This window comes from Lentzea sp. NPDC036949 (assembly GCF_055608075.1).
Map to the genome: position 1 here is coordinate 513747 of NZ_JBVJRA010000004.1, position 20958 is coordinate 534704.

At 71.0% G+C, this 20958-nt stretch carries 21 protein-coding genes; 8 read left to right on the forward strand and 13 right to left on the reverse strand.

Features of this window, described 5'->3' with window-relative positions:
- Position 1: 1 nt before the first annotated feature.
- Entirely contained in the window at positions 2 to 421 is a 420-nt protein-coding gene (locus tag ACZ7CD_RS14955; protein ID WP_030470879.1) for a roadblock/LC7 domain-containing protein, read from the reverse strand.
- Positions 418 to 3729, reverse strand: coding sequence for a sensor histidine kinase (locus ACZ7CD_RS14960; RefSeq protein WP_470379079.1), 3312 nt, complete (start codon positions 3727 to 3729; stop codon positions 418 to 420). The genes ACZ7CD_RS14955 and ACZ7CD_RS14960 overlap by 4 nt, the downstream gene beginning before the upstream one ends.
- Positions 3730 to 4273: 544 nt before the next feature.
- Between ACZ7CD_RS14960 and ACZ7CD_RS14965 the strand changes: the two genes are divergently transcribed.
- Complete coding sequence (locus tag ACZ7CD_RS14965) at positions 4274 to 5221, forward strand: ABC transporter substrate-binding protein (RefSeq protein WP_360385502.1); 948 nt, start codon at positions 4274 to 4276, stop codon at positions 5219 to 5221.
- 58 nt (positions 5222 to 5279) lie between these two features.
- On the opposite strand, the gene ACZ7CD_RS14970 is transcribed toward ACZ7CD_RS14965, so the two are convergent.
- From ACZ7CD_RS14970 to ACZ7CD_RS14985, 4 genes are all read right to left on the reverse strand, one after another.
- Positions 5280 to 6095 carry an LppU/SCO3897 family protein gene (locus ACZ7CD_RS14970; RefSeq protein ID WP_470379080.1) on the reverse strand — a complete coding sequence of 272 codons (816 nt, stop codon included), beginning with the start codon at positions 6093 to 6095 and terminating at the stop codon, positions 5280 to 5282.
- Between the two features lie 85 nt (positions 6096 to 6180).
- Positions 6181 to 6714, reverse strand: a complete 534-nt coding sequence (locus ACZ7CD_RS14975; RefSeq protein WP_360385498.1) for an LppU/SCO3897 family protein — start codon at positions 6712 to 6714, stop codon at positions 6181 to 6183.
- A 108-nt stretch (positions 6715 to 6822) separates the two neighbouring features.
- A complete protein-coding gene (locus tag ACZ7CD_RS14980) occupies positions 6823 to 7302 on the reverse strand; it encodes an LppU/SCO3897 family protein (RefSeq protein WP_360385496.1) in 480 nt (159 codons plus the stop codon).
- Between the two features lie 42 nt (positions 7303 to 7344).
- Positions 7345 to 7926: an LppU/SCO3897 family protein gene (locus tag ACZ7CD_RS14985; RefSeq protein ID WP_458429561.1), complete on the reverse strand. Its 582-nt coding sequence runs from the start codon at positions 7924 to 7926 to the stop codon at positions 7345 to 7347.
- Positions 7927 to 8043: 117 nt separating this feature from the next.
- On the opposite strand from ACZ7CD_RS14985, the gene ACZ7CD_RS14990 reads away from it, so the two are divergent.
- The 6 genes from ACZ7CD_RS14990 (at position 8044) to ACZ7CD_RS15015 (ending at position 13778) form a co-directional block, all read left to right on the forward strand.
- Entirely contained in the window at positions 8044 to 9684 is a 1641-nt protein-coding gene (locus ACZ7CD_RS14990; protein WP_360385492.1) for a DNA repair helicase XPB, read from the forward strand.
- A complete protein-coding gene (locus ACZ7CD_RS14995; RefSeq protein WP_360385490.1) occupies positions 9681 to 10109 on the forward strand; it encodes a hypothetical protein in 429 nt (142 codons plus the stop codon). The genes ACZ7CD_RS14990 and ACZ7CD_RS14995 overlap by 4 nt, the downstream gene beginning before the upstream one ends.
- Before the next feature lie 114 nt (positions 10110 to 10223).
- Positions 10224 to 10907, forward strand: coding sequence for a response regulator transcription factor (locus ACZ7CD_RS15000; protein WP_360385488.1), 684 nt, complete (start codon positions 10224 to 10226; stop codon positions 10905 to 10907).
- Positions 10904 to 12295 carry an ATP-binding protein gene (locus ACZ7CD_RS15005; RefSeq protein WP_470379081.1) on the forward strand — a complete coding sequence of 464 codons (1392 nt, stop codon included), beginning with the start codon at positions 10904 to 10906 and terminating at the stop codon, positions 12293 to 12295. Before ACZ7CD_RS15000 ends, ACZ7CD_RS15005 begins: the two co-directional genes overlap by 4 nt.
- A 29-nt stretch (positions 12296 to 12324) precedes the next feature.
- Positions 12325 to 12849, forward strand: coding sequence for a GerMN domain-containing protein (locus ACZ7CD_RS15010; protein WP_470369557.1), 525 nt, complete (start codon positions 12325 to 12327; stop codon positions 12847 to 12849).
- A gap of 8 nt (positions 12850 to 12857) precedes the next feature.
- The gene (locus ACZ7CD_RS15015; RefSeq protein WP_470374259.1) at positions 12858 to 13778 is read left to right on the forward strand and encodes an o-succinylbenzoate synthase; all 921 of its coding nucleotides are present in this window, start codon (positions 12858 to 12860) and stop codon (positions 13776 to 13778) included.
- Here the strand turns inward: ACZ7CD_RS15015 and ACZ7CD_RS15020 are convergent.
- Genes ACZ7CD_RS15020 through ACZ7CD_RS15030 form a run of 3 tightly spaced genes read right to left on the reverse strand, consistent with a single transcriptional unit; the run spans position 13762 to position 16219 of the window.
- The gene (locus tag ACZ7CD_RS15020; RefSeq protein ID WP_470379082.1) at positions 13762 to 14853 is read right to left on the reverse strand and encodes a CapA family protein; all 1092 of its coding nucleotides are present in this window, start codon (positions 14851 to 14853) and stop codon (positions 13762 to 13764) included. The genes ACZ7CD_RS15015 and ACZ7CD_RS15020 overlap by 17 nt on opposite strands.
- Before the next feature lie 26 nt (positions 14854 to 14879).
- Entirely contained in the window at positions 14880 to 15119 is a 240-nt protein-coding gene (locus ACZ7CD_RS15025) for a hypothetical protein (protein WP_458429564.1), read from the reverse strand.
- An 8-nt stretch (positions 15120 to 15127) separates the two neighbouring features.
- Positions 15128 to 16219: an XdhC family protein gene (locus ACZ7CD_RS15030; RefSeq protein WP_470379083.1), complete on the reverse strand. Its 1092-nt coding sequence runs from the start codon at positions 16217 to 16219 to the stop codon at positions 15128 to 15130.
- Positions 16220 to 16323: 104 nt separating this feature from the next.
- Here ACZ7CD_RS15030 and ACZ7CD_RS15035 point away from each other — a divergent pair, with 104 nt between their 5' ends.
- Complete coding sequence (locus tag ACZ7CD_RS15035; RefSeq protein WP_360385470.1) at positions 16324 to 16554, forward strand: PspC domain-containing protein; 231 nt, start codon at positions 16324 to 16326, stop codon at positions 16552 to 16554.
- Here ACZ7CD_RS15035 and ACZ7CD_RS15040 read toward each other — a convergent pair whose 3' ends face one another.
- From ACZ7CD_RS15040 to ACZ7CD_RS15055, 4 genes are read right to left on the reverse strand one after another with little or no spacing between them, the layout of a single operon-like run.
- Positions 16555 to 17922: a beta-N-acetylhexosaminidase gene (locus ACZ7CD_RS15040; RefSeq protein ID WP_360385468.1), complete on the reverse strand. Its 1368-nt coding sequence runs from the start codon at positions 17920 to 17922 to the stop codon at positions 16555 to 16557.
- Positions 17919 to 18752 (reverse strand): carbohydrate ABC transporter permease, encoded by an 834-nt coding sequence (locus ACZ7CD_RS15045; RefSeq protein WP_360385466.1) that lies wholly within the window; start codon positions 18750 to 18752, stop codon positions 17919 to 17921. Before ACZ7CD_RS15045 ends, ACZ7CD_RS15040 begins: the two co-directional genes overlap by 4 nt.
- Positions 18749 to 19633: a carbohydrate ABC transporter permease gene (locus ACZ7CD_RS15050; protein ID WP_360385464.1), complete on the reverse strand. Its 885-nt coding sequence runs from the start codon at positions 19631 to 19633 to the stop codon at positions 18749 to 18751. The genes ACZ7CD_RS15045 and ACZ7CD_RS15050 overlap by 4 nt, the downstream gene beginning before the upstream one ends.
- Positions 19634 to 19635: 2 nt before the next feature.
- Positions 19636 to 20913, reverse strand: a complete 1278-nt coding sequence (locus tag ACZ7CD_RS15055; protein WP_470379084.1) for an extracellular solute-binding protein — start codon at positions 20911 to 20913, stop codon at positions 19636 to 19638.
- Positions 20914 to 20958: the final 45 nt, after the last annotated feature.

Here is a 20958-nt window from a genome sequence, read left to right on the forward strand (position 1 = left end):
TCTAGCGGCGGACCACACCCTGGAGCTGCGCGCGCAGCTCCGGGGTGAGTTGTTGACCGACTCTCTCGACCAAAAGCGTCATCTCGTAGGCCACGAGGCCGATGTCGCAGTTGGGTGCCGCCAGGACGGCAAGGCACGAGCCGTCACTGATCGACATGAGGAACAGGTACCCCCGCTCCATCTCGACGACGGTCTGGTTGACCCCGCCTGCCTCGAAGCAGCGGGCAGCACCCTGTGTGAGGCTGACCAGCCCGGACGCGACGGCGGAGAGCTGCTCTGCACGGTCCCGGGGCAGCCCCTGGGACCCCGCGAGCAACAGCCCGTCCGCGGACACCACGACGGAATGTGCCACGCCGGGCACCCTCCGCACGAAGTCGGTGATAAGCCAACCAAAGCTGCCTGGCTGCGCTGCGGTCGTCACTCCTGCTCCTCGTTCTGCCGGCTCGACTGGTCACCAGCGTATGCCTCGATCAATGCGTGCCGGCCTCGCCGGACACCACTTTGCAGGCTCGACATGCGCCCGCGCACCGCATCGGCGGAACGGGGCGGCAGCGGCGGGCGCTGCGCTGTCTGTGACACGGCCTGCGGCGTGGGTGCCGCAGATCCTGGCACGAGCTGAGCCTTCGGTGTCCGTTTCGGCAATCCTGCCGCTGTCTTCGACTCCGGCGTCTTGTTCAACAACGCCTGAGCCGCCTGCCATCCCTCGTCGGCAGGCGACTGCCAAGCCGACTCGGAAGTGGGTACCGCCGCTGGAGTCTCCTCCACAACGGGCTCCGGTTCCACAACTCGCTCCTGCTCGGCGGGGGCGACTACTGCTTCCTCGACCGGCGGCTGCACCTTCGCGCGCGGTTTGCGCACGGGCAGACCGGCTGCCGACGTGGTGGTGGGTGCCACCGCCGGGACGGGCTTGCGGGTACGGGTCGGGAGCTCCGGTTCCGGTCCGTCCGAGAGAGGCGGGGTCGTCGGCGGCTCGTCGATGTACTCGACGCCGCCGGCGCTGGAGCCGTTGAGCTTCGCCTCGACCTTGCCCGCGGGTGCCGCGGGCCCGCCGGCCGCCGCGGGCGGAACCGGCTGGGCGGTGGACGCCGACGTCTCGCTGCCGATGGCCTGGAACCACTGTGAGAGGACCGCCTCGTAGATCGGCAGCCGCTCGGTCGGGGCGTCCAGGTCGTGCTCGATCGCCCTGCGCGACGGCTCCGAGGTGCCGTTGCGGTGCGCGAGCTCGGGCTCGACGGGGGCGCGGGAGACGCCGTTGGTCGACGGCGGCTCGTCCACCGGCGGGATCGGGACGAACTGCGTCGTCTCGTAGCCCGGCTCGAAGGAGATCTCGCCGTCTTCCTCGTCGCGGTCCTCGTAGGCCGTGAAGAGCGTCGGCTCGCCGAACGAGCCCTCCGGCTCCACCGCGGCGAGCTGGTCGCGGCGCCAGCGCTCCGACGGCGTGACGTCCTCCGCGGGGGGCGGGTCCTGGTAGACCGGCACCGCCGTGGCGCCCGCACCGGTGTCGGTGAGCGAGCTGGGCACGAAGCTGACCGGGATGCTCGGGCTCGAGTCATCGATGCGCGGCACGGCACCGGTGGCACCGCCGAACGCACCCGCGATGCCGCTGGCCCTGCTGGCCGTGGTCGTCGAGGCGGGGGGCGGGGTGTGGCCGAAGTCGGTCGGCCCGGTGTGGGCCGTGCCGCCGAACTCGGTGGTGAGCTCCGCCTGCGGCTGCATGCCGAACGCGGAGGCGAGGCCACCGGAGCCCGACGGCGGGGCGGCGGGCATCGGCTGGCCCGGCGTCGCGATGAGCGTCTCCGGCACGATCACGAGCGCGGTCGTGCCGCCCTCGATGTCCTCGTTGCCGCGCAGGCGGACCTTGATGTCGTGGCGCTTGGCGAGCCGCGCGACCACGTACAGGCCCATCCGGCGGGAGACGGCGACGTCGACGTCCGGCGGGTCCGCCAGGCGCTCGTTCGCGTCGATGATCTCCTGGTCGCCCATGCCGACGCCGCGGTCCTGGATCTCGATCGCCAGCTCGCCCTTGCGGGTCTTCGCCGTGCGGACGGTGACCTTGGTGACCGGGTCGGAGAACGCCGTGGCGTTGTCCAGCAGCTCGGCGATGAGGTGCACGAGGTCGTTGACCGCGCGGCCCTGGACCGTGAGGTCCGGGGTCTGGCCGACCTGCACGCGGGCGTACTGCTCGACCTCGGAGACCGCCGCACCGAGCACCTCGGCCGCGGGGACCGGGCGGGTGAGCCGCCGCGAGAGGTCGGTGCCCGAGAGGACCAGCAGGTTCTCCGAGTTGCGCCGCATGCGGGTGGCGAGGTGGTCGAGCTCGAACAGCGAGGCCAGCTGGTCGGGGTCCTGCTCGTCCTGCTCCAGCCGGTCGATCAGGTTCAGCTGGCGCTCGACCAGGGCCTGAGAGCGGCGGGAGAGGTTGACGAACATCGCGTTGACGTTGTCGCGCAGGAGGGCCTGCTGGGCGGCCAGCCGCACCGCTTCACCGTGCACCGCGTCGAACGCGCGCGCCACCTGGCCGACCTCTTCACGGGTGTGCACCGGCACCGGCTCGACGGCGGTCTTCGCCGCGTTCTCCGGGTTCGGGTCGGCGAGGATGCGCTCGACCGCGTCGGGGAGCCCGTGGTCGGCGACGTCGAGGGCGGTGCGGCGCAGCGTGCGCAGCGGGCTGAGGATCGAGCGGGCGACGAACAGCGCCATCAGCAGTGCGAGCGCGAGGACCGCCAGCACGACGCCGGACTCGACGTAGGCACGGGTGCGTGCGGCGCCCGTGAGCTCGTCGGTCCGGTCCTGCAGCTGTTCGAGGAGCAGGTTCTCGACGTCGCGGGTCAGGTTGACCGTCAGCGTGGCGGCGATGTCCCACTTCTCCGACGTCAGCGTCGTGAAGTCCTTGGTGCCGGCCTGCTGGTTGATGGCCGATTCCTGCATGTCGTTCGCGGTGTCGACGATCAGGCCGGTGACGGTGTCGTCGTAGATCTTGGCCTGCTCCGGCGTCGCCGCCTTGCGGAAGTCGTTTCGGGCGGCTTCGAGCTCGGCGTCCGCGGCCTGCAGGGAGCGCAGCTGGGACGGCGTGAACGCCTTGCGCTGGAAGACGTCGAGGAGGATGGCCCGCTTGAGCGACTCCTGCTCCTTGATGCGCGCGATGGCGTTCGTCGTCAGGTGCAGGCGCACCAGCTCGGGGTCGTTGATCTCGGAGATCGTCTGCTCACCGAGGCTGATCAGCGTCTCGATGGACTCCGAGTACGTCCGCTGGACGGCTTCGGCGGGGTAGAGCGTCTCCCGCACCGAGTTGCGGAGGCTGTTGAGGCGGTCGAGCTGCTTGAAGGCGACCTGGAAGCGCTCGACGGCGGCCGGGTTCATGTCGGAGCCGAGCTCCGAGATCCGGTTGTTGAACGTCTGGCTGGTGTCGTTCACCCTGCGGAGCTGGCGGTCCAGGACGACCCGGTCGAGCTTCCTGTTCGAGGCGACGTAGCTGACTGAGAGGTCGCGCTCGCGCTGGAGCTGCTGCACCAGGTCGGCGACCGCCGTCTCGAGGCGGATCTGGTTCGCGAGGTTGTTGAACTCCGTCGCGTCCTGGAGGTCTGTGCGGACGCGCAAGCCACCCAGGGCGAGTGCACAGATCGTCGGGATGAGCAGGACGGCGAGCAGCTTCGTGCGCAGCCGCCAGTTGCGCAGGCGCCAGCCCGCGGATCGGGCAGGTCCGGGGCCGGTTCCGACGTCCCGCTTCACCACGGCGGGTGTCGCAGTCAGCAGGCCGTCACCCTGTGCAGCCAGTCCGTCACCCGATTCGGGCCTTTCGGAGCGTGTGGTGTCACCCACGCCAAACTGGCTGGGACCTCTCTCACGTCGGGCCACTCTGGGCTTCCTCTTCCAGCAGCAGTGTCCCGGTCTCTCCCCAGGACCGAGCATGGACTCGTCAAACGGGCGGAATTGCAGCACAGAGGTCGTTCGCCCGCTGAGGCGCCCTACCCCGTCCACAGACACCCCGGTCTACACGACCTGTGCCACCCGGCCGGGAGCGTAATGGTCAGCCCCCGCTCGGGGGAAGTCTCCAGAAGCACTCACCGTGTCGAGACGGGGTGTCGTTTCATACGTTCAGGTGGTTAACATCCCCGGTTGTCGGCATGCCTCATGACCGTCCGAACGCCCTGTTGGGACTGCGGACGGCCGGCCTGTGGCGACACTCACTGATCAACTTGATGCTACTCAAGGCCAACCGGCGAGAGGTGCCATGGCTACCCGAGCCAACGCTCTGCGGCTTGTCGCAGTGCTCATGACATGCGTTCTGACCGCGAGCTGCAGCCTCTTCGGAAGTTCGTCGAGCGGCAGTGGCGCGGACCTGGAACGCACCGCGCTGCGCATCGGCGTCGCGCAGGTGGTCGACGTGGCCCCGCTGCGGATCGCGCTGACCGACAAGCTGTTCGAGAAGTACGGCCTGCAGGTCACGCTGGTCCCGCAGACCAACGAGTCCGAGGCCATCGGCCAGCTCGACACGACGCTCGACCTCACGTGGGCGACGCACGTCAGCTTCTTCTCGGCCGTCGCCTCGACCACGGAGAAGAACCGCGAGCTGCAGCTGCAGGGCGAGGCCTACCAGGCGGGCCCGAACTCGATGGCGCTGGTCACGCCCGCCAACTCGGACTACGACGACCCCGGCAAGCGGCCGTCGCCGATCATCGCGGTGAACAGCGAGACCGACATCGGCTCGCTGACCACGAAGGCCGTGCTCGGCACCGCCGCGGTCGAGCGGGGCAAGATCCAGTTCCGCCCGATGCCCTTCGGCGCGATGGAGGAGGCGCTGAAGTCGGGCAAGGTCGACGCGGCGTTCATGATCGAGCCGTTCATCACGAAGGCGCAGCGCAACATCGGCGCGAAGATCCTCACCGACACCGCGCGCGGCCCGACACTGGACTTCCCGATGTCCGGGTACGCGTCCACCAAGAAGTTCGCCGAGGCGAACCCGAAGACGCTCAAGGCGTTCCGCGAGGTGCTCCGCGAGGCGCAGCAGCGCGCGCAGGCCAACAAGCTGGCCGTGCAGGACTCGCTGACCACCTACGCCGACGTGGACGCGCCGACCGCGGCGCTCGTGTCGGTGGGCACGTTCCCGCTGTCGCTGAACCCCGTCCGGCTCCAGCGGGTGGCGGACATGATGGACACCGAGGACGTGCTGTCCGGTCGTCTGGACGTGCAGCAGCTGCTGCCACCGGGCACGATCAACTAGCGCTTCTCCCAGCGGCGGAGGGCGGGTCACCCCCGGTGACCCGCCCTCCGTCGTTCGGTCACTTCTCCGCGAGTGCGCTCAGGCAGTAGGTCAGGCCCGGCGCCGGCTCGGCGTAGGACACGGGCGTGCTCTCGCCGCAGTCCGCGGAGGCCTGCCTGACCACCTTGTCGACCTTGTAGGACTTCTGGGTCGAGTACCTGTTCTGCCCCTTGGAGCAGTCGATCGCCTTCGGACCCGCGAGGCTGATGCCCGCCATCGGGTCCTCGTAGCACCGGCCCTCTTCGAGCTTCTCCACCAGGCACAGCTTCAGCGTCTCCTTGCGCCGGCCGGACTGGTGGTAGGACGCGTACTCCTTGCTCGGGCACGCGTCGGAGGTGTCCTTCGAGGCCTTGGCGATGATGTAGTTCGCCTCGGGCGACCCGCAGTCGACCTTCTTGTAGTTCGGGCTGATGGTCGTGCCGGTCATGTTCGCGCAGTCGCCCGGCTTGGCCGACGGCTCGCTGCTGCCGAACACGCCGCGCAGCACCATGAACCCGCCGACCAGCACGAGCACCACGAACACGGCGCCGATGACCTTGCCCGCGGCACCGCCGGGCTTGGGCGGCGGGGCGTACGGCATCGGCTGGCCGGGCATGCCGGGCGGCATCTGACCGGGCGGCGGGCCGTACGGACCGGGCTGCGCGTAGGGGCCGGCTCCGTAGCCCGGCGGCGGCTGCTGACCGTGGACGGGCTGGCCGTAGGGCTGCTGACCGTAGGGCTGCTGACCATGGGGCTGCTGCTGCCCGTACGGCTGCTGGCCGTAGGGCTGCGGGGGCTGGCCGCCGGGAGGCGGGCCGTACGGGCCCGGCTGCTGCGGGTGGTGGGGCGTCGTCACTGGGTTCCTCTCCGACGGGGGCGCGCAAAAGGGAAACCGGAGCCGCGCGGTCGCGACTCCGGTCTCCCCGTGGTCCGGCCTGCTGCTACGCGGGCGTGCCGATGCAGTAGTTCAGCTTGGCCTCGGGGAAGGCGTAGGCCTTCTCCCCCTCCGCGCACTCCGGTGCGGCGGCGTCCTTGACCGCCTTGGTGACCTTGAACGTGGCGGTCTCCGCGCACCCGACGACCTTGGGGTTCACGTTGTCGCCGTCGTCGGCGTAGCAGGTGCCCTCGACGAGCACCGGCGCCAGGCACAGCTTGGTCTTGGGGCCGCGGCGCTGCGAGTGGCTGTACTCGACGTAGTCGCCCTTGCAGACCCCGGACACCTGGCCGACGACGTAGTTGGACTCGGCGGACGCGCAGTCGACCGCCTTGTAGTCCGGGTTGTTCGTCGTGCCGGTGATGTGGGCGCAGTCCCCCACCTTCGCCTGCGCGTCGTCGTTCGTGAAGTAGTTGAACGCGTAGATCGCGACGGCCGCGACGACCAGACCGACGACGTAACCGAGGATCTTCTTCAGAACGCTCGGCTTCTTCGCCTCGGGCTGCGGCCCTGCGATGGGCGCAACCTGCTCCGTGCTCATGTGCTGTTCTCTCGCTTCCGCTCAACCTCGGGCGGCCCGTGCCCCCCGACAAGGCCGGAGCAGAGGCTGCCAGGCGGAAGCGGACACCGCTGGCGCTTTGCGAAAACGTTACGGCTGCTTGTCGCCGCGTTCGAGGCAGAACGTCGTGGCGGGCTCCGGGAACACCGCCGCGCGCGCATCCCCGCAGGCAGAGCGGTCGGTCCTGCCGGTGAGCACCTTGACGACCCGGACCGAGTCCCTGGTGGCGCAGTCGACCTGGGCGATGCCGGTCTCGCGGTCCTGCCCGTAGCAGGCGCCCTCGTGGAAGTTGGGCATCAGGCAGAAGGTCGACTCGCCCGTGAACGTCGAGTAGTCCATGCCGCCGGACGGGCAGCTGTCGTCGTCGCGCGGCAGGATCTTGGCGATCTTGACGGTCGCGCCGCCCTCGTCGCACGCCAGCGCCTGGTAGACCGGGTCGTCCTGACCACCGGAGATCCGCGCGCAGTCGCCGACGTGCGCGCTCGGGCCGGACTGGAGCTGGTCGACGACCAGCAGGCCGCCGAACGCGAGCAGGACGACGGCAGCGACACCCAGGCCGACCTTCTTCATGGCCTGGGTATCGGCAGCCGTCCGAGCCGGCTGATCACCGGATCAGGCGTTCTCGTGCACACCCATGCAGTAGACCGACGCGGGCTCGCTGAACCGCAGCTCGCTGGAGCCCTCCGGGCACACCGTGCCCTCCTCGGGCAGCCCGTCGACCTTCTTCACGATCTTCACCGGCGACTCGACGGTGCACGCCTCCTTCTTGAAGGCGCCGTCGTCGCTGGAGGTGTAGCAGTTGCCCTCGGCCAGGTTCGGCATGAGGCACAGCGAGTCCCCGCCCGACTTGACCGGCTCGTAGATGCCCTCGTCCGGGCACGGGTCGTCCGCGTTGCCCAGCACCTTCGCCACCTTGTGCGTGGCCTCCTGGTCGCCGCAGCCCTGCGAGCTGACGTTCCACTCGCCGTCCGGCTTGTCCACGTCCTGCGGCGACGCGCTCACGCAGTCGCCTGCGTTCAGGCCGCCCATCTGCGTGAACACGAACACGCCACCGCCGACCAGCACCACCGCCAGCACGCCGACGATGACGAACTTCAGCCAGCTGTTCTTGCCCTTGGGCGACTCGTCGGACTCCGCCTCGGCCGCGGGTGGCTGCGCGGTGGGCTCGACGGGATCAGTCGACTCGGTGCTCATGCGCGAGAACGTACGACACGGGGTGTTGGCTCGGTGTGTCGGCTCACAGTTGCCCGCTCCCGCGTCCGCCGTGATGGCGACAGCAGCGCATTTGGCACCGTCAGGGAGACTGGGCAGGTGACCGATGGCCCCCTGATCGTGCAGTCGGACAAGACGCTGCTGCTTGAGGTAGACCACCCGCTGGCCGATGAGGCGCGAACGGCCATCGCGCCGTTCGCCGAGCTGGAGCGGGCGCCGGAGCACGTGCACACGTACCGCGTGACGCCGCTGGCGTTGTGGAACGCCCGCGCGGCCGGGCACGACGCGGAGCAGGTGGTGGACGCGCTCGTGCGGTTCAGCCGGTACCCGGTGCCGCAGCCGCTGCTGGTGGACGTGGTGGACACGATGGGGCGCTTCGGGCGGCTCGTGCTGAGCAACAGCCCGGCGCACGGCCTGGTGCTCGCCACCACCGACCGCGCGGTGCTCGAAGAGGTGCTGCGGAACAAGAAGGTCGCGCCGATGTTCGGGGCGCGCATCGACGACGACACCGTGATCGTGCACCCCAGCGAGCGCGGCCGGCTCAAGCAGCTGCTGCTCAAGGTCGGCTGGCCGGCCGAGGACCAGGCGGGCTACGTCGACGGGGAGGCGCACCCGATCGAGCTCGCCGAGGACGGGTGGAAGCTGCGCGACTACCAGCGGCTCGCGGCGCAGGCGTTCTGGGCCGGTGGCTCCGGGGTCGTGGTGCTGCCGTGCGGCGCGGGCAAGACGCTGGTCGGCGCGGCGGCGATGGCCGAGGCGCAGGCCACCACGCTGATCCTGGTCACGAACACCGTGGCGGGGCGGCAGTGGAAGCGGGAGCTGATCGCGCGCACGAGCCTCACCGAGGAGGAGATCGGCGAGTACTCCGGTGAGCGCAAGGAGATCCGGCCGGTCACCATCGCGACCTACCAGGTGATCACGCGCAGGTCGAAGGGCGAGTACAAGCACCTGGAGCTGTTCGACTCGCGCGACTGGGGCCTGATCGTCTACGACGAGGTGCACCTGCTGCCGGCGCCGGTGTTCCGGATGACCGCGGACCTGCAGTCGCGGCGCAGGCTCGGGCTCACCGCCACCCTCGTCCGGGAGGACGGGCAGGAGGGCGACGTCTTCTCGCTGATCGGGCCGAAGCGGTACGACGTGCCGTGGCGCGACATCGAGGCGCAGGGCTGGATCGCCCCCGCGGAGTGCACCGAGGTGCGGGTGACGCTCACGGACAACGAGCGGCTGCTGTACGCGACGGCCGAGCCGGAGGAGCGGTACAAGCTCTGCTCGACGGCGCGGACGAAGATCCCGGTGGTCCGGCGGGTGCTGGAGCGGCACCCCGGCGAGCCCGCCCTGGTGATCGGCGCCTACCTGGACCAGCTCGACGAGCTGGGCGAGGAGCTCGACGCGCCGGTGATCAAGGGGTCGACGAAGAACAAGGAGCGCGAGGAGCTGTTCGACCGGTTCCGCAGGGGCGAGCTGCGCACGCTGGTCGTGTCCAAGGTCGCCAACTTCTCCATCGACCTGCCGGAGGCATCGGTGGCGGTGCAGGTCAGCGGCACCTTCGGGTCGCGCCAGGAGGAGGCCCAGCGCCTCGGCCGGCTGCTGCGGCCCAAGGGCGACGGACGGCAGGCGCACTTCTACTCGGTGGTCGCGCGGGACACCCTCGACACCGAGTACGCGGCGCACCGGCAGCGGTTCCTGGCCGAGCAGGGGTACGCGTACAAGATCGTCGACGCGGACGACCTGGTCGGATGACGACCTGGTGGATGTGGAACCCGGCCGCACCCCCGCCCCGCGGCCGGTTCCGGTCGGAGCGGTCGCTCGCCGCCGCCGCACCCGAGGCCCAGGTCGTCCGGTCCACCGACTTCACGTGCCCCGAACAGCTCCGCCGCGCCACCGCCGCCCGCACCGACTTCCTCGCCGTGACCGGTGACCCGGTGCGGGTGGCGCTGGTCGAGCGGCGGCTGTGGACGCTGCTGGTGGCACTGCGCCGCTCGGTGCCGGTCCGCGCCGCGCTCGCACTGGCACCCGCGAAGCCGGGCCGGGCCGCGCTGGTCGCGGAACCGACCCGCGAGCTCGCCGACCTGGACCGGCGCTTCGACCGGTTCGCGGCGGCGCTCGCCGTGCTGCGGGCCGACCCGACCCCCGAACAGCTGCGCCACACCGCCGCACTGGACTGATCGGCGCCCACTGCGCCCACTGCGCCCACTGCGCCCGCTGCGCCCGTGCGGTCGTTGCGCAACGATGACGTCGCACGGACGTCCTCATGAGACCCGTCCGGAAGGCTGGAGGACATGCCGCGCGTACTGCTGATCGAGGACGACGAGGCGGTCCGGGAAGGACTGTCGCTGGCCCTGACCTACCAGGGCCACGCGGTGACGGCGGTGCGCACCGGCGAGGAGGGCCTCGACCTCCTGGCCAGGGGCGACAACCCGGACGTGGTCGTGCTCGACCTGATGCTGCCGGGCGTGGACGGGTTCGAGGTGTGCCGCCGCATCCGGGCCGCGGGCGACCTGCCGATCATCATGCTGACCGCCCGCAACGACGACATCGACGTGGTCGCGGGCCTGGAGGCGGGCGCGGACGACTACGTGGCCAAGCCGGCGCAGGCCCGCGTGCTGGAGGCGCGGATCAGGGCGGTGCTGCGGCGGTTCGCGGTCAGCCAGCCCAGCGTGCAGACCGAGCGGTACGGCGACCTGACGATCGACCGCGACGGCCTCGTGGTCACCCGGCTCGGCCGGCCCGTGGCGCTGGCGCCGACGGAGCTGCGGCTGCTGCTGGAGCTGTCGGCGGCGCCGGGCCGGGTGATGTCGCGGCAGCAGCTGCTGGAGAGCGTGTGGGACCAGGGCTACCTCGGTGACTCGCGGCTGGTCGACGCGTGCGTGCAGCGGTTGCGCTCGAAGGTCGAGGACGACCCGGCGGCACCGGTGTACGTGCAGACCGTGCGCGGCTTCGGGTACCGGTTCGGACCGCTGTGACGCTGCGCCTGCGGTTGTTGCTCTCGTTCGCGTTCATCAGCGTCTTCACCGCAGTGGCGGTCGCGGGCGCCGGGTACGTGCGGGCCCGCGACGCGATCGTGCAACGCGCGCAGGACCGGGCCGTCACCGAGACCACGAACCGGGTCGAGCAGCTCTACCCGCTGCCCGCCCGCCCGGTGGACGCGCTGGTCCTGGAGCGCATCGCGGCCCGCGTGTCCGGCCGGGAGGGCGACGCGCTGGCCACGGCGCACGGCGTCACGGCGGGCTCGATGAACCCCTCGGTGATCACGCCGGAGCTGCGCAGGCACGTGTCGTTCGGCTACGTCGGCTGGCAGCGCGTGTCGCACGCGGGCCGGGTGTGGCTGGTCATCGGGATGCAGCTGCGGGTGTCCGGTGGTGGCGAGTCCGGCATCGAGGTCTACGCGCTGCGCCCGTTCACCAGCGAGGCCGAGGTGATCGACGAGCTGGCCCGCAACGCGTGGCTGATCGGCGGCGCGGGCCTCGTGCTGGCGCTGGCACTGGGCCTGCTGGCCGCGCAGGGCGTGCTGCGGCCGGTGCGGGCGCTGCGGATGGCGGCGTTCCGGCTCGGCCAGGGCGACCTGTCGGCACGGGTGCCGGTCCGCGGCAGGGACGAGCTGACGGACGTGGCCTCGACGTTCAACAGCACCGCCGCCTCCCTGGAGCACCACGTCGGCGAGCTGCGGCGGATGGAGGCCGACGCCCGCCGGTTCGTGGCCGACGTGTCGCACGAGCTGCGGACGCCGCTGGCCGCGATGACGGCGGTGACGGACGTGCTGGACGCGGAGACCGCGGCACTGCCGGGCGTGGCCGGGCAGGCGGCGCGCCTGGTGAACCGGGAGACGCAGAACCTGACGCGGCTGGTGAACGACCTGATCGAGGTCACCCGCTTCGACTCGGGCACCGCCGCGCTGGCCCTCGACGACGTGGACGTGGCCGAGGTCGTACGGGCGACGCTGCGGCTGCGCGGCTTCGAGGTGACCGCCACCCTGCCCGACGGGGTGCGCGCCCGGCTCGACCCGCGGCGGCTGGACGTGGTCGTGGCGAACCTGGTGGGCAACGCGGTGCGGCACGGCGCCCCGCCCGTCACCGTGCGGCTGGCGGTCGACGGGTCGTGGCTGGTGATCGAGGTGGCGGACTCCGGGCCCGGACTGGCGGAGGAGGTGCTGCCGCACGTGTTCGCGCGGTTCTACAAAGCCGACTCGGCTCGGGGGCGGTCGGAGGGCAGCGGGCTGGGGCTCGCGATTGCATGGGAGAACGCGCGGTTGCACGGTGGCACGCTGACGGCGGCGAACCGGCCCGGTGGGGGTGCGGTGTTCACGCTGCGGCTGCCGGTCGGGGAGCCGTTGCGGGCCGGGGGTGCGGCGTGAGCCGGGGAACCGCCGGCTGGGAGTCCGGTGTGAGCCCGAAAACTGTCGGTGCCGGCTGGAAGAATGGAAAACGGGGGTCCCCTGCGAGGGGACGCCTGCGCAAGCTCGCGCCGACGATCCTGGCCGTGCTCGCGGTCGCGGTCCTCGCCTCCTGCGGCATCCGCCCCACCGGCGTCATCCCCGGTCTGCAGGCCCCGAGCGGTCCCGTCGAGAACCCCTCCCCGTTCGTCTACTGGGTCGCGGCCGGCCAGGTCGTGCCCGTCGCCCGCGACCAGGGCAGCCTCACCGGCCGCGACGTCGTGGCGTTGCTCGCGCAGGGGCCCAGCGGCGACGAGCAGCAGCGCGGGCTGAGCACGGAGGTGCCGTTCGACGCGGCGCCCGCGACGGTCGACCGGGTGGAGAGCGGGCTGGACGTCACGGTGTCGACGGACGTGTCGTTGCTGAGCCGGAACGCGGTCAGGCAGATCGTGTGCACGTTGCTCGCCGTGCAGGCGGTGGGGACGGTGCACCTGCGCGGCGGAGGGCATTCGCTGGAGGGGCGCCGGTGCGGTTGAATCGGGCGGTGCACGTCTATTCGATCCCGATGAACGTCCGGTTCCGCGGCATCACCACCCGCACCGGCGTGCTGGTCGAGGGGCCGGCGGGGTGGGGTGAGTTCTGCCCGTTCGAGGAGTACGACGACGAGGAGGCGGCGCCGTGGCTGCGGTGCGCGCTGGAGGCGGCGTACGAGGGGTGGCCGCGGCCGCTCAGGGACAGGGTGCCGGTCAACTGCACCGTGCCCGTCGTCGGTCCGGAGCGGGCGCACGAGATCGTGACGAGGTCGGGGTGCGCGACGGCCAAGGTGAAGGTCGCCGAGAGCACGCTCGAAGAGGACTGCGCACGGCTTGAGGCGGTCCGGGACGCGCTGGGGCCGCAGGGGCACGTCCGGGTCGACGCGAACATGCTGTGGGACGTCGACACGGCGGTCAGGGCGATCAAGGCGATGGACCGCGCGGCCGGCGGCCTGCAGTACGTGGAGCAGCCGTGCCGCACGCTCGACGAGCTGGCCGAGGTGCGCAGGAGGACGACCGTCCCGATCGCCGCCGACGAGTCGATCCGCAAAGCCGAAGACCCGCTCAAGGTGGCCGTCGCGGGCGCCGCGGACATCGCGGTGATCAAGGTGGCGCCGCTCGGCGGCGTCCGCAGGGCGCTGGAGATCGCCGAGGCGTGCGGGCTGCCGTGCGTGGTGTCGTCGGCGCTGGAGACGTCGGTCGGCATGGCCGCGGGCATCGCGCTGGCCGCGGCACTGCCCGAGCTCGACCACGCGTGCGGGCTCGCCACGGTGGAGCTGTTCCAGGGCGATGTGACGAGCGAGTCGCTGAAGCCGGAGAACGGCTACCTGCGCGTGCCGGCGAAGGCGCCGGTGCCGGACCGGATCGGCGAGTTCGAGGTCGTGGACCGGCGCTGGACCGAGCGGTTCGAACGGGTCAGGGCTTCCCTCTGACCAGCCCGTGCTGGTTGGCGCCGAGGCTGAACACGACCTCCTCGGTGCGGCTGACCGCCTGCGTCCGCCGTTCCGTCGCGGGCACCCGCGTCAGGTCCACCAGCCGGATCGGCGGGCCGAGCTCCACCAGGGTCGGGGTGTAGGAGGCCTCGGTGACGGACCAGCCGGCTGGGCCCTGCTCGAAGCGGAAGCGGGCGACCACGCCCTCCTCGGTGACGCCGCGGGGTTCCGCGTGCCGGGCGACCTCGTTGCCCAGGCCGTAGGCGACCCACTTGGTGCCGATCTTCTCGAACGGCTGCACGACGTGCACGTGCGTGCCGATGATCAGGTCGAGTGCCGGGTCGGCCAGCAGCCGGCGGGCCAGTGCCTTCTGCTCGGCGGTGACGGCGTGCTGGTACTCGTTTCCCCACTGCACGGACAGCACGACGACCTCGGCTCCGGCGGCGCGGGCGGCGCGCGCGTCGGCGAGGATCTTGTCGGCGTCGATCTGGTTCGCGCGCCACGGCTGGGGCAGCGGGATGCCGTTGAAGCCGTAGGTGAACGACAGCTGGGCGACCTTCACGCCGTTCGCGTCGAGGATCAGGGGTGTGGCCGACTCCTGCTGCGTGCGGTACGAGCCGGTGTGCTTGAGCCCCACCGCGTCCATCGCGTCCAGCGTCGTCGTGATCGCGGAGACGCCGCGGTCGAGGGTGTGGTTCGAGGCGGTCGAGCACGCGTCGTAGCCCACGTCGACCAGGCCCTTCGCGACCTCCGGCGGGGCGAGGAAGGACGGGTAGCCGAAGAACGGGCCCTCCTTCTTGCCCAGCGGCACCTCCAGGTGGCACAGCGACAGGTTGGCCTTGAGCGTGTCGCGGATGCCGGAGAACAACGGCAGGAAGTCGCGGCCCGCGGCACCGCCGTCGGCGACCGCCTGGTCGGTCAGCGCCGGGTGGACCAGCACGTCGCCGCCGGCGGTGAGGGTGAACGAGCGGGCCGGCGGCGGGACCGGTGAGGGGGACGACGGTGGCACCGGGGCCGAGGTGAGCACGACCGGTGAGCCGGTGCACCCGGACAGCGCGACACCGGCGGCCAGCACGAGGGCCGGCCACCGGTGAGCACGCTTCAGCGCTGCCGCCTGCGTCGCAGGGCCAGTAACAGCACGACGGCCAGTACACCGGCCGCGACGGGGAGCACGCGCTTCAACGCCGGAACGCCTGCCGTGTCGATCAGGTCGATCGGCTCGTCGGGAACCACTCGGAGATGCTGCTGTTGCGCCACCTCGTCAGCATCCCCGGAAGCCGCCGTGCTCGCCAGGTGTTCCGCGAACTGGCCGGCGAGTTCGCCGCTGACCTCGGCGATCACCGGGCCGTTCAGTGGTGGATCGGTGCACCGAGGTCCACGAGCCGGCGGCCGGTTCCCCTCCACCGCAGGGCGATGACCTCGGCGGCGATCGACACCGCGGTCTCCTCCGGTGTCCTGGCGCCCAGGTCCAGGCCGATCGGCGAGGCCAGCGCGCCGAGCTCGCCCTCGGTCAGCCCCGCCTCCCGCAACCGCCGCAGGCGGTCTTCGTGCGTGCGGCGGGAACCCATCGCGCCGACGTAGCCGACCTTGAGCCGCAACGCGACCTCCAGCAGCGGCACGTCGAACTTCGGGTCGTGCGTGAGGACGGCGATCACCGTCCGCTCGTCGAGCTTGGGCGCCTCGGCCCGCAGGTACCTGTGCGGCCACGCGACGACGACCTCGTCGGCCTCGGGGAAACGGGTGCGGGTCGCGAACACGGGCCGTGCGTCGCACACGGTCACCCGGTAGCCGAGGAACGCGCCGAGCCTCGCCATGGCGGCGGCGAAGTCGATGGCACCGAACACCAGCATCCGCGGCGGCGGCTCGAACGAGTTCACGAACACGCTCATGCCCTCGCCGCGGCGCTGGCCGTCCGGGCCGTACCGGAGCACGCCGGACCGCCCGCTCGCGAGCATGCCGCGCGCGTCGTCCGTGACGGCGTCGTCGGCGCGGGACGACCCGAGCGTGCCCGAGCGGCGATCGGGCCAGATGACCACCCGCTGCCCGATGCGGTCCGGGTGCTCGACGACGGTCGCGACGGCCACGGGTTCCCCGGCGCGAACGGTGTCCACGACCTCGCCGAGCTGCGGGAACGTCTCCGCGTCGATCTTCTCGACGTAGACGTCGATGATCCCGCCGCACGTCAGCCCGACGGCGAACGCGTCGTCGTCGCTGACGCCGTAGCGCTGCAGCACCGGCTCGCCGGTCGTCTGCGCGAGGTCGTAGACGGCCCCTTCGACGCACCCGCCGGACACGCTGCCGATCGCCTGGCCGTCCCCGGTCACGAGCATCGCCGCACCGGCCGGCCGGGGTGCCGAGCTGAACGTCGCGACCACCGTCCCGACACCGACGGTCTCGCCGTTCGCGACCCGGTCGGCCAGCTCGAACAGGACATCACGCACGGCGTACCGCCTCCGGGGAGTCCATGACCCCCAGAGTACGACTCAGGGTCGGGTTCCGGGTGGTCACCGATGTGCGACCGCCCGGAACCGACGATTCTTGAGCCATGAACAACAACGTGCTCGACGAAGCGACGACGAAGGTCAAGAAGCTCCGGCGCAGCCGGAGCGACAAGATGGTCGCCGGTGTCTGCGGCGGCGTGGCCAAGATGATCGGCGTGGACGCCGCGCTGCTGCGGATCGTCCTGGTCGCCGCCACGCTGCTCGGCTTCGGCACCGGCGCCGTCCTCTACGTCGCCGCGTGGATCCTCATGCCCGAGGAAGACGCCGCGATGTGATCACCGTGGAAAACCGGGAACGCCGGGTAGCCGTTGCCAGGGGTGGGGACCGTTGAGGGGCCGGTACTCCACCCCCAGTGCGTCGAGCCGCGGCAGGTGGTGCTCGCGCAGCCGCCGCACGAACTCCGGGTCCTTCTCCGCCGGTGACCACACGACCTCGGCGAACGCCGCCAGGCGCGGGAACGCCGCGTAGTCCACGCGCCGGGCCGAGTCGAGGTGCTCGGTCCAGATGTTCGCCTGCGCCCCCAGCACGCGCCCCGGTTCGTCACCGGTGAGCTCGGCCGGGACCGGCTCCCACGCGTAGACGTCCTCCAGCGTCGTCACCGTGCCCACCGGGATGGGCTCGTCGTCCGAGCCGGACTGCCGGTAGTCGAGGTAGACGAACTCCTCGGGGCACATCACCACGTCGTGGCCCTCGCGGGCCGCCGTGACACCGCCTTCCACGCCGCGCCAGGACGCCACGACCGTGCCCGCCGGCAGCGGGGCGGAGTCGAGGACCTCGTCCCAGCCGTAGGGCCGCCGCCCGCTGCGCACCAGGTGCCGCGCGATCTCGCGGACCAGCTCGCCGTCGTGGCCGGGTGCCTCGTCACCGCCGAGCCCGATGACCTCCGCGGGGAACACGTCCATCAGCTCGTCGAAGACCACCCGGTAGAAGTCCGCTGTGGACTCCTCGGTGTTGAGCACGCGTTCGTTGATGCCCCAGTCGGTCCACACGCCACCGCCGTGCACGCCGAGCTCCGGGTAGGCCGCGATCGCCGCCTGCGAGTGGCCGGGGATGTCGATCTCCGGGACCACCGTGACGTGCCGGGCCGCCGCGTACGCGACGATCTCGCGCAGGTCGTCCTGGGTGTAGAAACCGCCGTGCGGACGGCCCGTCAGCCCGCCCGAGCGCCGGTCGCCGAACCGCGAGTCCTCCCGCCACGAGCCGACCTCGGTGAGCTTCGGGAAGGCCTTCACCTCGAAGCGCCAGCCCTGGTCGTCGGTGAGGTGCAGGTGCAGGACGTTGAGCTTGTGCACGGACAGCAGCTCGACCCACCGCAGCACCTCCCGCTTGGGCAGGAAGTGCCGGGCGACGTCGAGCATGACGCCCCGCCACGCGAACCGCGGGAAGTCGACGACCTCGCAGGCCGGGATGACCCGCGGCTTGTCGCCCGCCGCGCGGAACGCGCCGGGGCCGAGCAGCTGCCGCAGGGTCTGCAGCGCGTTCATCTCGCCCGCCGCGTCGTGCGCCTCGATCAGCACGCCGTCGTCGGAGGAGAGCAACCGGTAGCCGCCGGGCGGACCGTCGACGAGCACGGTCTCCCAGCCCTTGTAGTCGACGAGTCTTCCGCCATCCACATAGGACACCGGACGTGGCAGCAGGTTCATCCCTTCACCGCCCCGGCGAGACCGGACACGAGCCGGCGCTGGACGAAGATGAAGAAGACGAGCACAGGGATGGTCATCAGGGTGGAGCCCGCCATGATCGCGCCCCAATCGTTCTGGTCGGGTTTGACGAAGACCTGGAGAGCCAGTGGCAGGGTCTGGTTCTCCACAGCGGAGATGATGAACGTCTTGGCGAACAGGAAGTCGTTCCAGGCGTGGATGAACGACAGCACGGACGTCGCCACCAGTCCGGGTGCGACGAGCGGGAACAGCACCTGCCAGAGGAACCGGAACCGCGAGGCGCCGTCCAGGGTGGCGGCCTCCTCCAGCTCCACCGGCACCGCGGCGACGAAGCCGCGCAGCATCCAGATCGCGAACGGCAGGCTGAACGCCAGGTGCACCAGCACGAGCGAGCCCAGGTGGTTCAGGCCGAACACCGGCACGGTGTCGCCGACCGACCGCATCAGGAAGAACAGCGGCACGGTCAGCGCCTCGACCGGCACCATCTGCACGACCAGCAGCATGATCAGCAGCGTGGTGCGGCTGCGGAACCGGAAGCGGGTCAGCGCGGTCGCCGCGAGGAACGAGATCAGGATGCTCAGCGCCACCACGATCAGCGCCACGACGATGCTGTTCACGAAGTAGCGCCCGAAGTTCGCGACCGTGAGCGCCCGCGTGAAGCTGTCGAGCGTCGGCCGCGTCGTCCACGGCACCGGGTCGGCCGAGATGATCTCGTCCTCCGGCTTGAACGCGCTCAGCACCATCCAGAACAGCGGGAACGCCACGACTGCGGCGATGACGAGGACGAAGCCCTCGGTCAGCCAGCGCTTCACAGGGCCTCCCCGGAACGGCGCAGTGCGCGCAGGTAGAACAGCGTGACCACCAGCAGCAGCACGGTCGTCACGACGCCGATGGCCGCGCCCAGCCCGTACTCCGACGCCGCGAACGCCTGCTGGTAGGCGTAGACGTTGAGCACGAGGTTGCGCCCGGCGATGCCGCCGCCGTTGGTCATCACGTAGATCTGCGTGAAGATCTTGAAGTCCCAGATGATCGACTGGATCGTCACCACGAGGATGATCGGCCGCAGCAGCGGCAGGATGACGCTCCACGCCGTGCGGAACGCCGAGGCGCCGTCGAGCGCCGCGGCCTCCAGCACCTCACCGGGGATCGCCTTGATGCCCGCGTAGAGCGTGACCATGACGAACGGGAACGAGCACCAGATCACCTGGGCGGCGACGAGCCCGAACGCGGTCCACCTGTCGAACGTCCAGGAGAAGCCCTGGATGCCGAGGACCTCGTTGACGAACCCGAAGTTCGCGTCGAACAGGAACAGCCAGATCGTCGAGCCGGCGACGGCGGGCGTGGACCACGCGCCGAGCGCCGCCAGGAACAACGTCATGCGGACCCACGTCCTGACCCGCGTGGCCAGGATCGCGAGGAAGGCGCCCACGAGCAGGGTGCCGACCACGCAGACCGCCGCGAAGGCGACGGTCTGCCCGAGCACGGTCCAGAACTGCTGGTCGCCCAGCAGCCTCTGGTAGTTCCCGAGGCCCAGGAACTCCAGCGGCGCACCACCGCTCACCTGCTCCTGGCCGTAGTCGAAGAGCGAGATGAGCACGAGCTGGTAGATCGGGTAGGCCAGCAGGCCGCCCAGCACCAGCAGCGCTGGGGCCAGGTAGGCGAACGCGGTCCGCCCCTGGCCCTTGGCGGTCATGCTCACGACGTGAAGGCCGCGTTCATCGTCTTGGCGGCGTCGGCGGTGGCCGTGTCGACGTTCTTCGCGCCGGTGACGACCTCCTGGATCATCGTCGGCAGCACGGTCTGCGCCTCGATCTTCGCCCACGCCGGGGTGACGGGGACGAACTTCGTGCCGGCCTGCAGGGTCTTGGTGAACGGCTCCAGGAACTTGTCCGAGTCCGCGACCTGCTTCTGCACGTCGGTGAACGTCGGCAGGTTGCCCATCGCCGCGTACATCTTCTGCTGGTACTCCTTCGACGCGAGCAGCTGCGTGAACTCGGTCGCGAGCGTCTTGCGCTGGGTGCCCTTCATGACGCCGAGCAGGTTGCCGCCGGCGAACGCGGGCGCGATCGAGCCCGCGGTCTTGCCGGGCAGCGGCACGACGGCGTACTTGCCGGCCGCGCTGGAGGCGTCGACCGACTTGCGGTTGAAGTCGCCGCCGATGGTCATGGCCGCCTTGCCCGCGCGGAACGCCTCGACGCTCGCGTCACCGCCGTTGCCCGCGCAGGTGGCCGGCGGGCAGATGTCGTCCTTGATCAGCTCGGTGTACTTCGCGACACCGGCCCTGGCCTCCGCGCTGTCGACGGCGGCGGTGAACTTGCCGCCGTCGGACTTGGCGATCTCGCCGCCGCTGGCCCAGATGAACGGCAGGGCGGCGAACAGGTACTTGCCGCCGGCGGAGATGCCGATCAGCTCGGGCTTGCGCTGCCGGATCTCACGGGCCGTGGTCGCGATCTCGTCGAGCGTCGCCGGCGGCTTGAGACCGAGCTCGGTGAAGACGTCCGTGCGGTAGTAGAGCGCGCGGACGCCGACGAACCACGGCACGCCGTAGGTCTTGCCGTCGACCTTGGCGGTGTCGAGGATCGTCGGCACCAGGTCCTTGGACTCGCTCCACGCGCTGAGGTCCAGCTCGGAGAAGCCGCCCGCGGAGACGTAGCCGGCGAGGTCGGTGTTGCCGAACTCCGCCACGTCCGGCGCGCTCTTGGGGTCGCTGAAGGCGGCCTTGAACCGTTCCGCCCGGCTGGACACCTGGATGTACTGCACGTCGACGGTCACGCCGCTGTGCTTGCCCTGGAACTCGGTGACGGCCTCCTTGACCACCGCCTCCTTGGGCCCGCGGTTGACCTCGTCGAACAGCCACACCCGCAGCTGCCCGGTCTTCTCGTCCCCCGCCGTGTTCGCCGGTCCGGACTGCACCGGAGCGCAGGCGACCACCGCGCCCACGCCCAGCACGGCCACGAGTGCCTTCAGCCTCATCGCGCCCTCCGCATTGCATATAGTGCAACAGCCATTTCACAGGAA

Bases quoted from the DNA above. Each gene is read 5' to 3' on its own strand.
- ACZ7CD_RS14965 (WP_360385502.1), top strand. From the start codon at position 4,274: ATGACATGCGTTCTGACCGCGAGCTGCAGCCTCTTCGGAAGTTCGTCG.
- ACZ7CD_RS14975 (WP_360385498.1), bottom strand. From the start codon at position 6,714: ATGAGCACGGAGCAGGTTGCGCCCATCGCAGGGCCGCAGCCCGAGGCG.
- ACZ7CD_RS14980 (WP_360385496.1), bottom strand. From the start codon at position 7,302: ATGAAGAAGGTCGGCCTGGGTGTCGCTGCCGTCGTCCTGCTCGCGTTC.
- ACZ7CD_RS14985 (WP_458429561.1), bottom strand. From the start codon at position 7,926: ATGAGCACCGAGTCGACTGATCCCGTCGAGCCCACCGCGCAGCCACCC.
- ACZ7CD_RS14995 (WP_360385490.1), top strand. From the start codon at position 9,681: ATGACGACCTGGTGGATGTGGAACCCGGCCGCACCCCCGCCCCGCGGC.
- ACZ7CD_RS15000 (WP_360385488.1), top strand. From the start codon at position 10,224: ATGCCGCGCGTACTGCTGATCGAGGACGACGAGGCGGTCCGGGAAGGA.
- ACZ7CD_RS15035 (WP_360385470.1), top strand. From the start codon at position 16,324: ATGAACAACAACGTGCTCGACGAAGCGACGACGAAGGTCAAGAAGCTC.
- ACZ7CD_RS15040 (WP_360385468.1), bottom strand. From the start codon at position 17,922: ATGAACCTGCTGCCACGTCCGGTGTCCTATGTGGATGGCGGAAGACTC.
- ACZ7CD_RS15050 (WP_360385464.1), bottom strand. From the start codon at position 19,633: ATGACCGCCAAGGGCCAGGGGCGGACCGCGTTCGCCTACCTGGCCCCA.
- ACZ7CD_RS15055 (WP_470379084.1), bottom strand. From the start codon at position 20,913: ATGAGGCTGAAGGCACTCGTGGCCGTGCTGGGCGTGGGCGCGGTGGTC.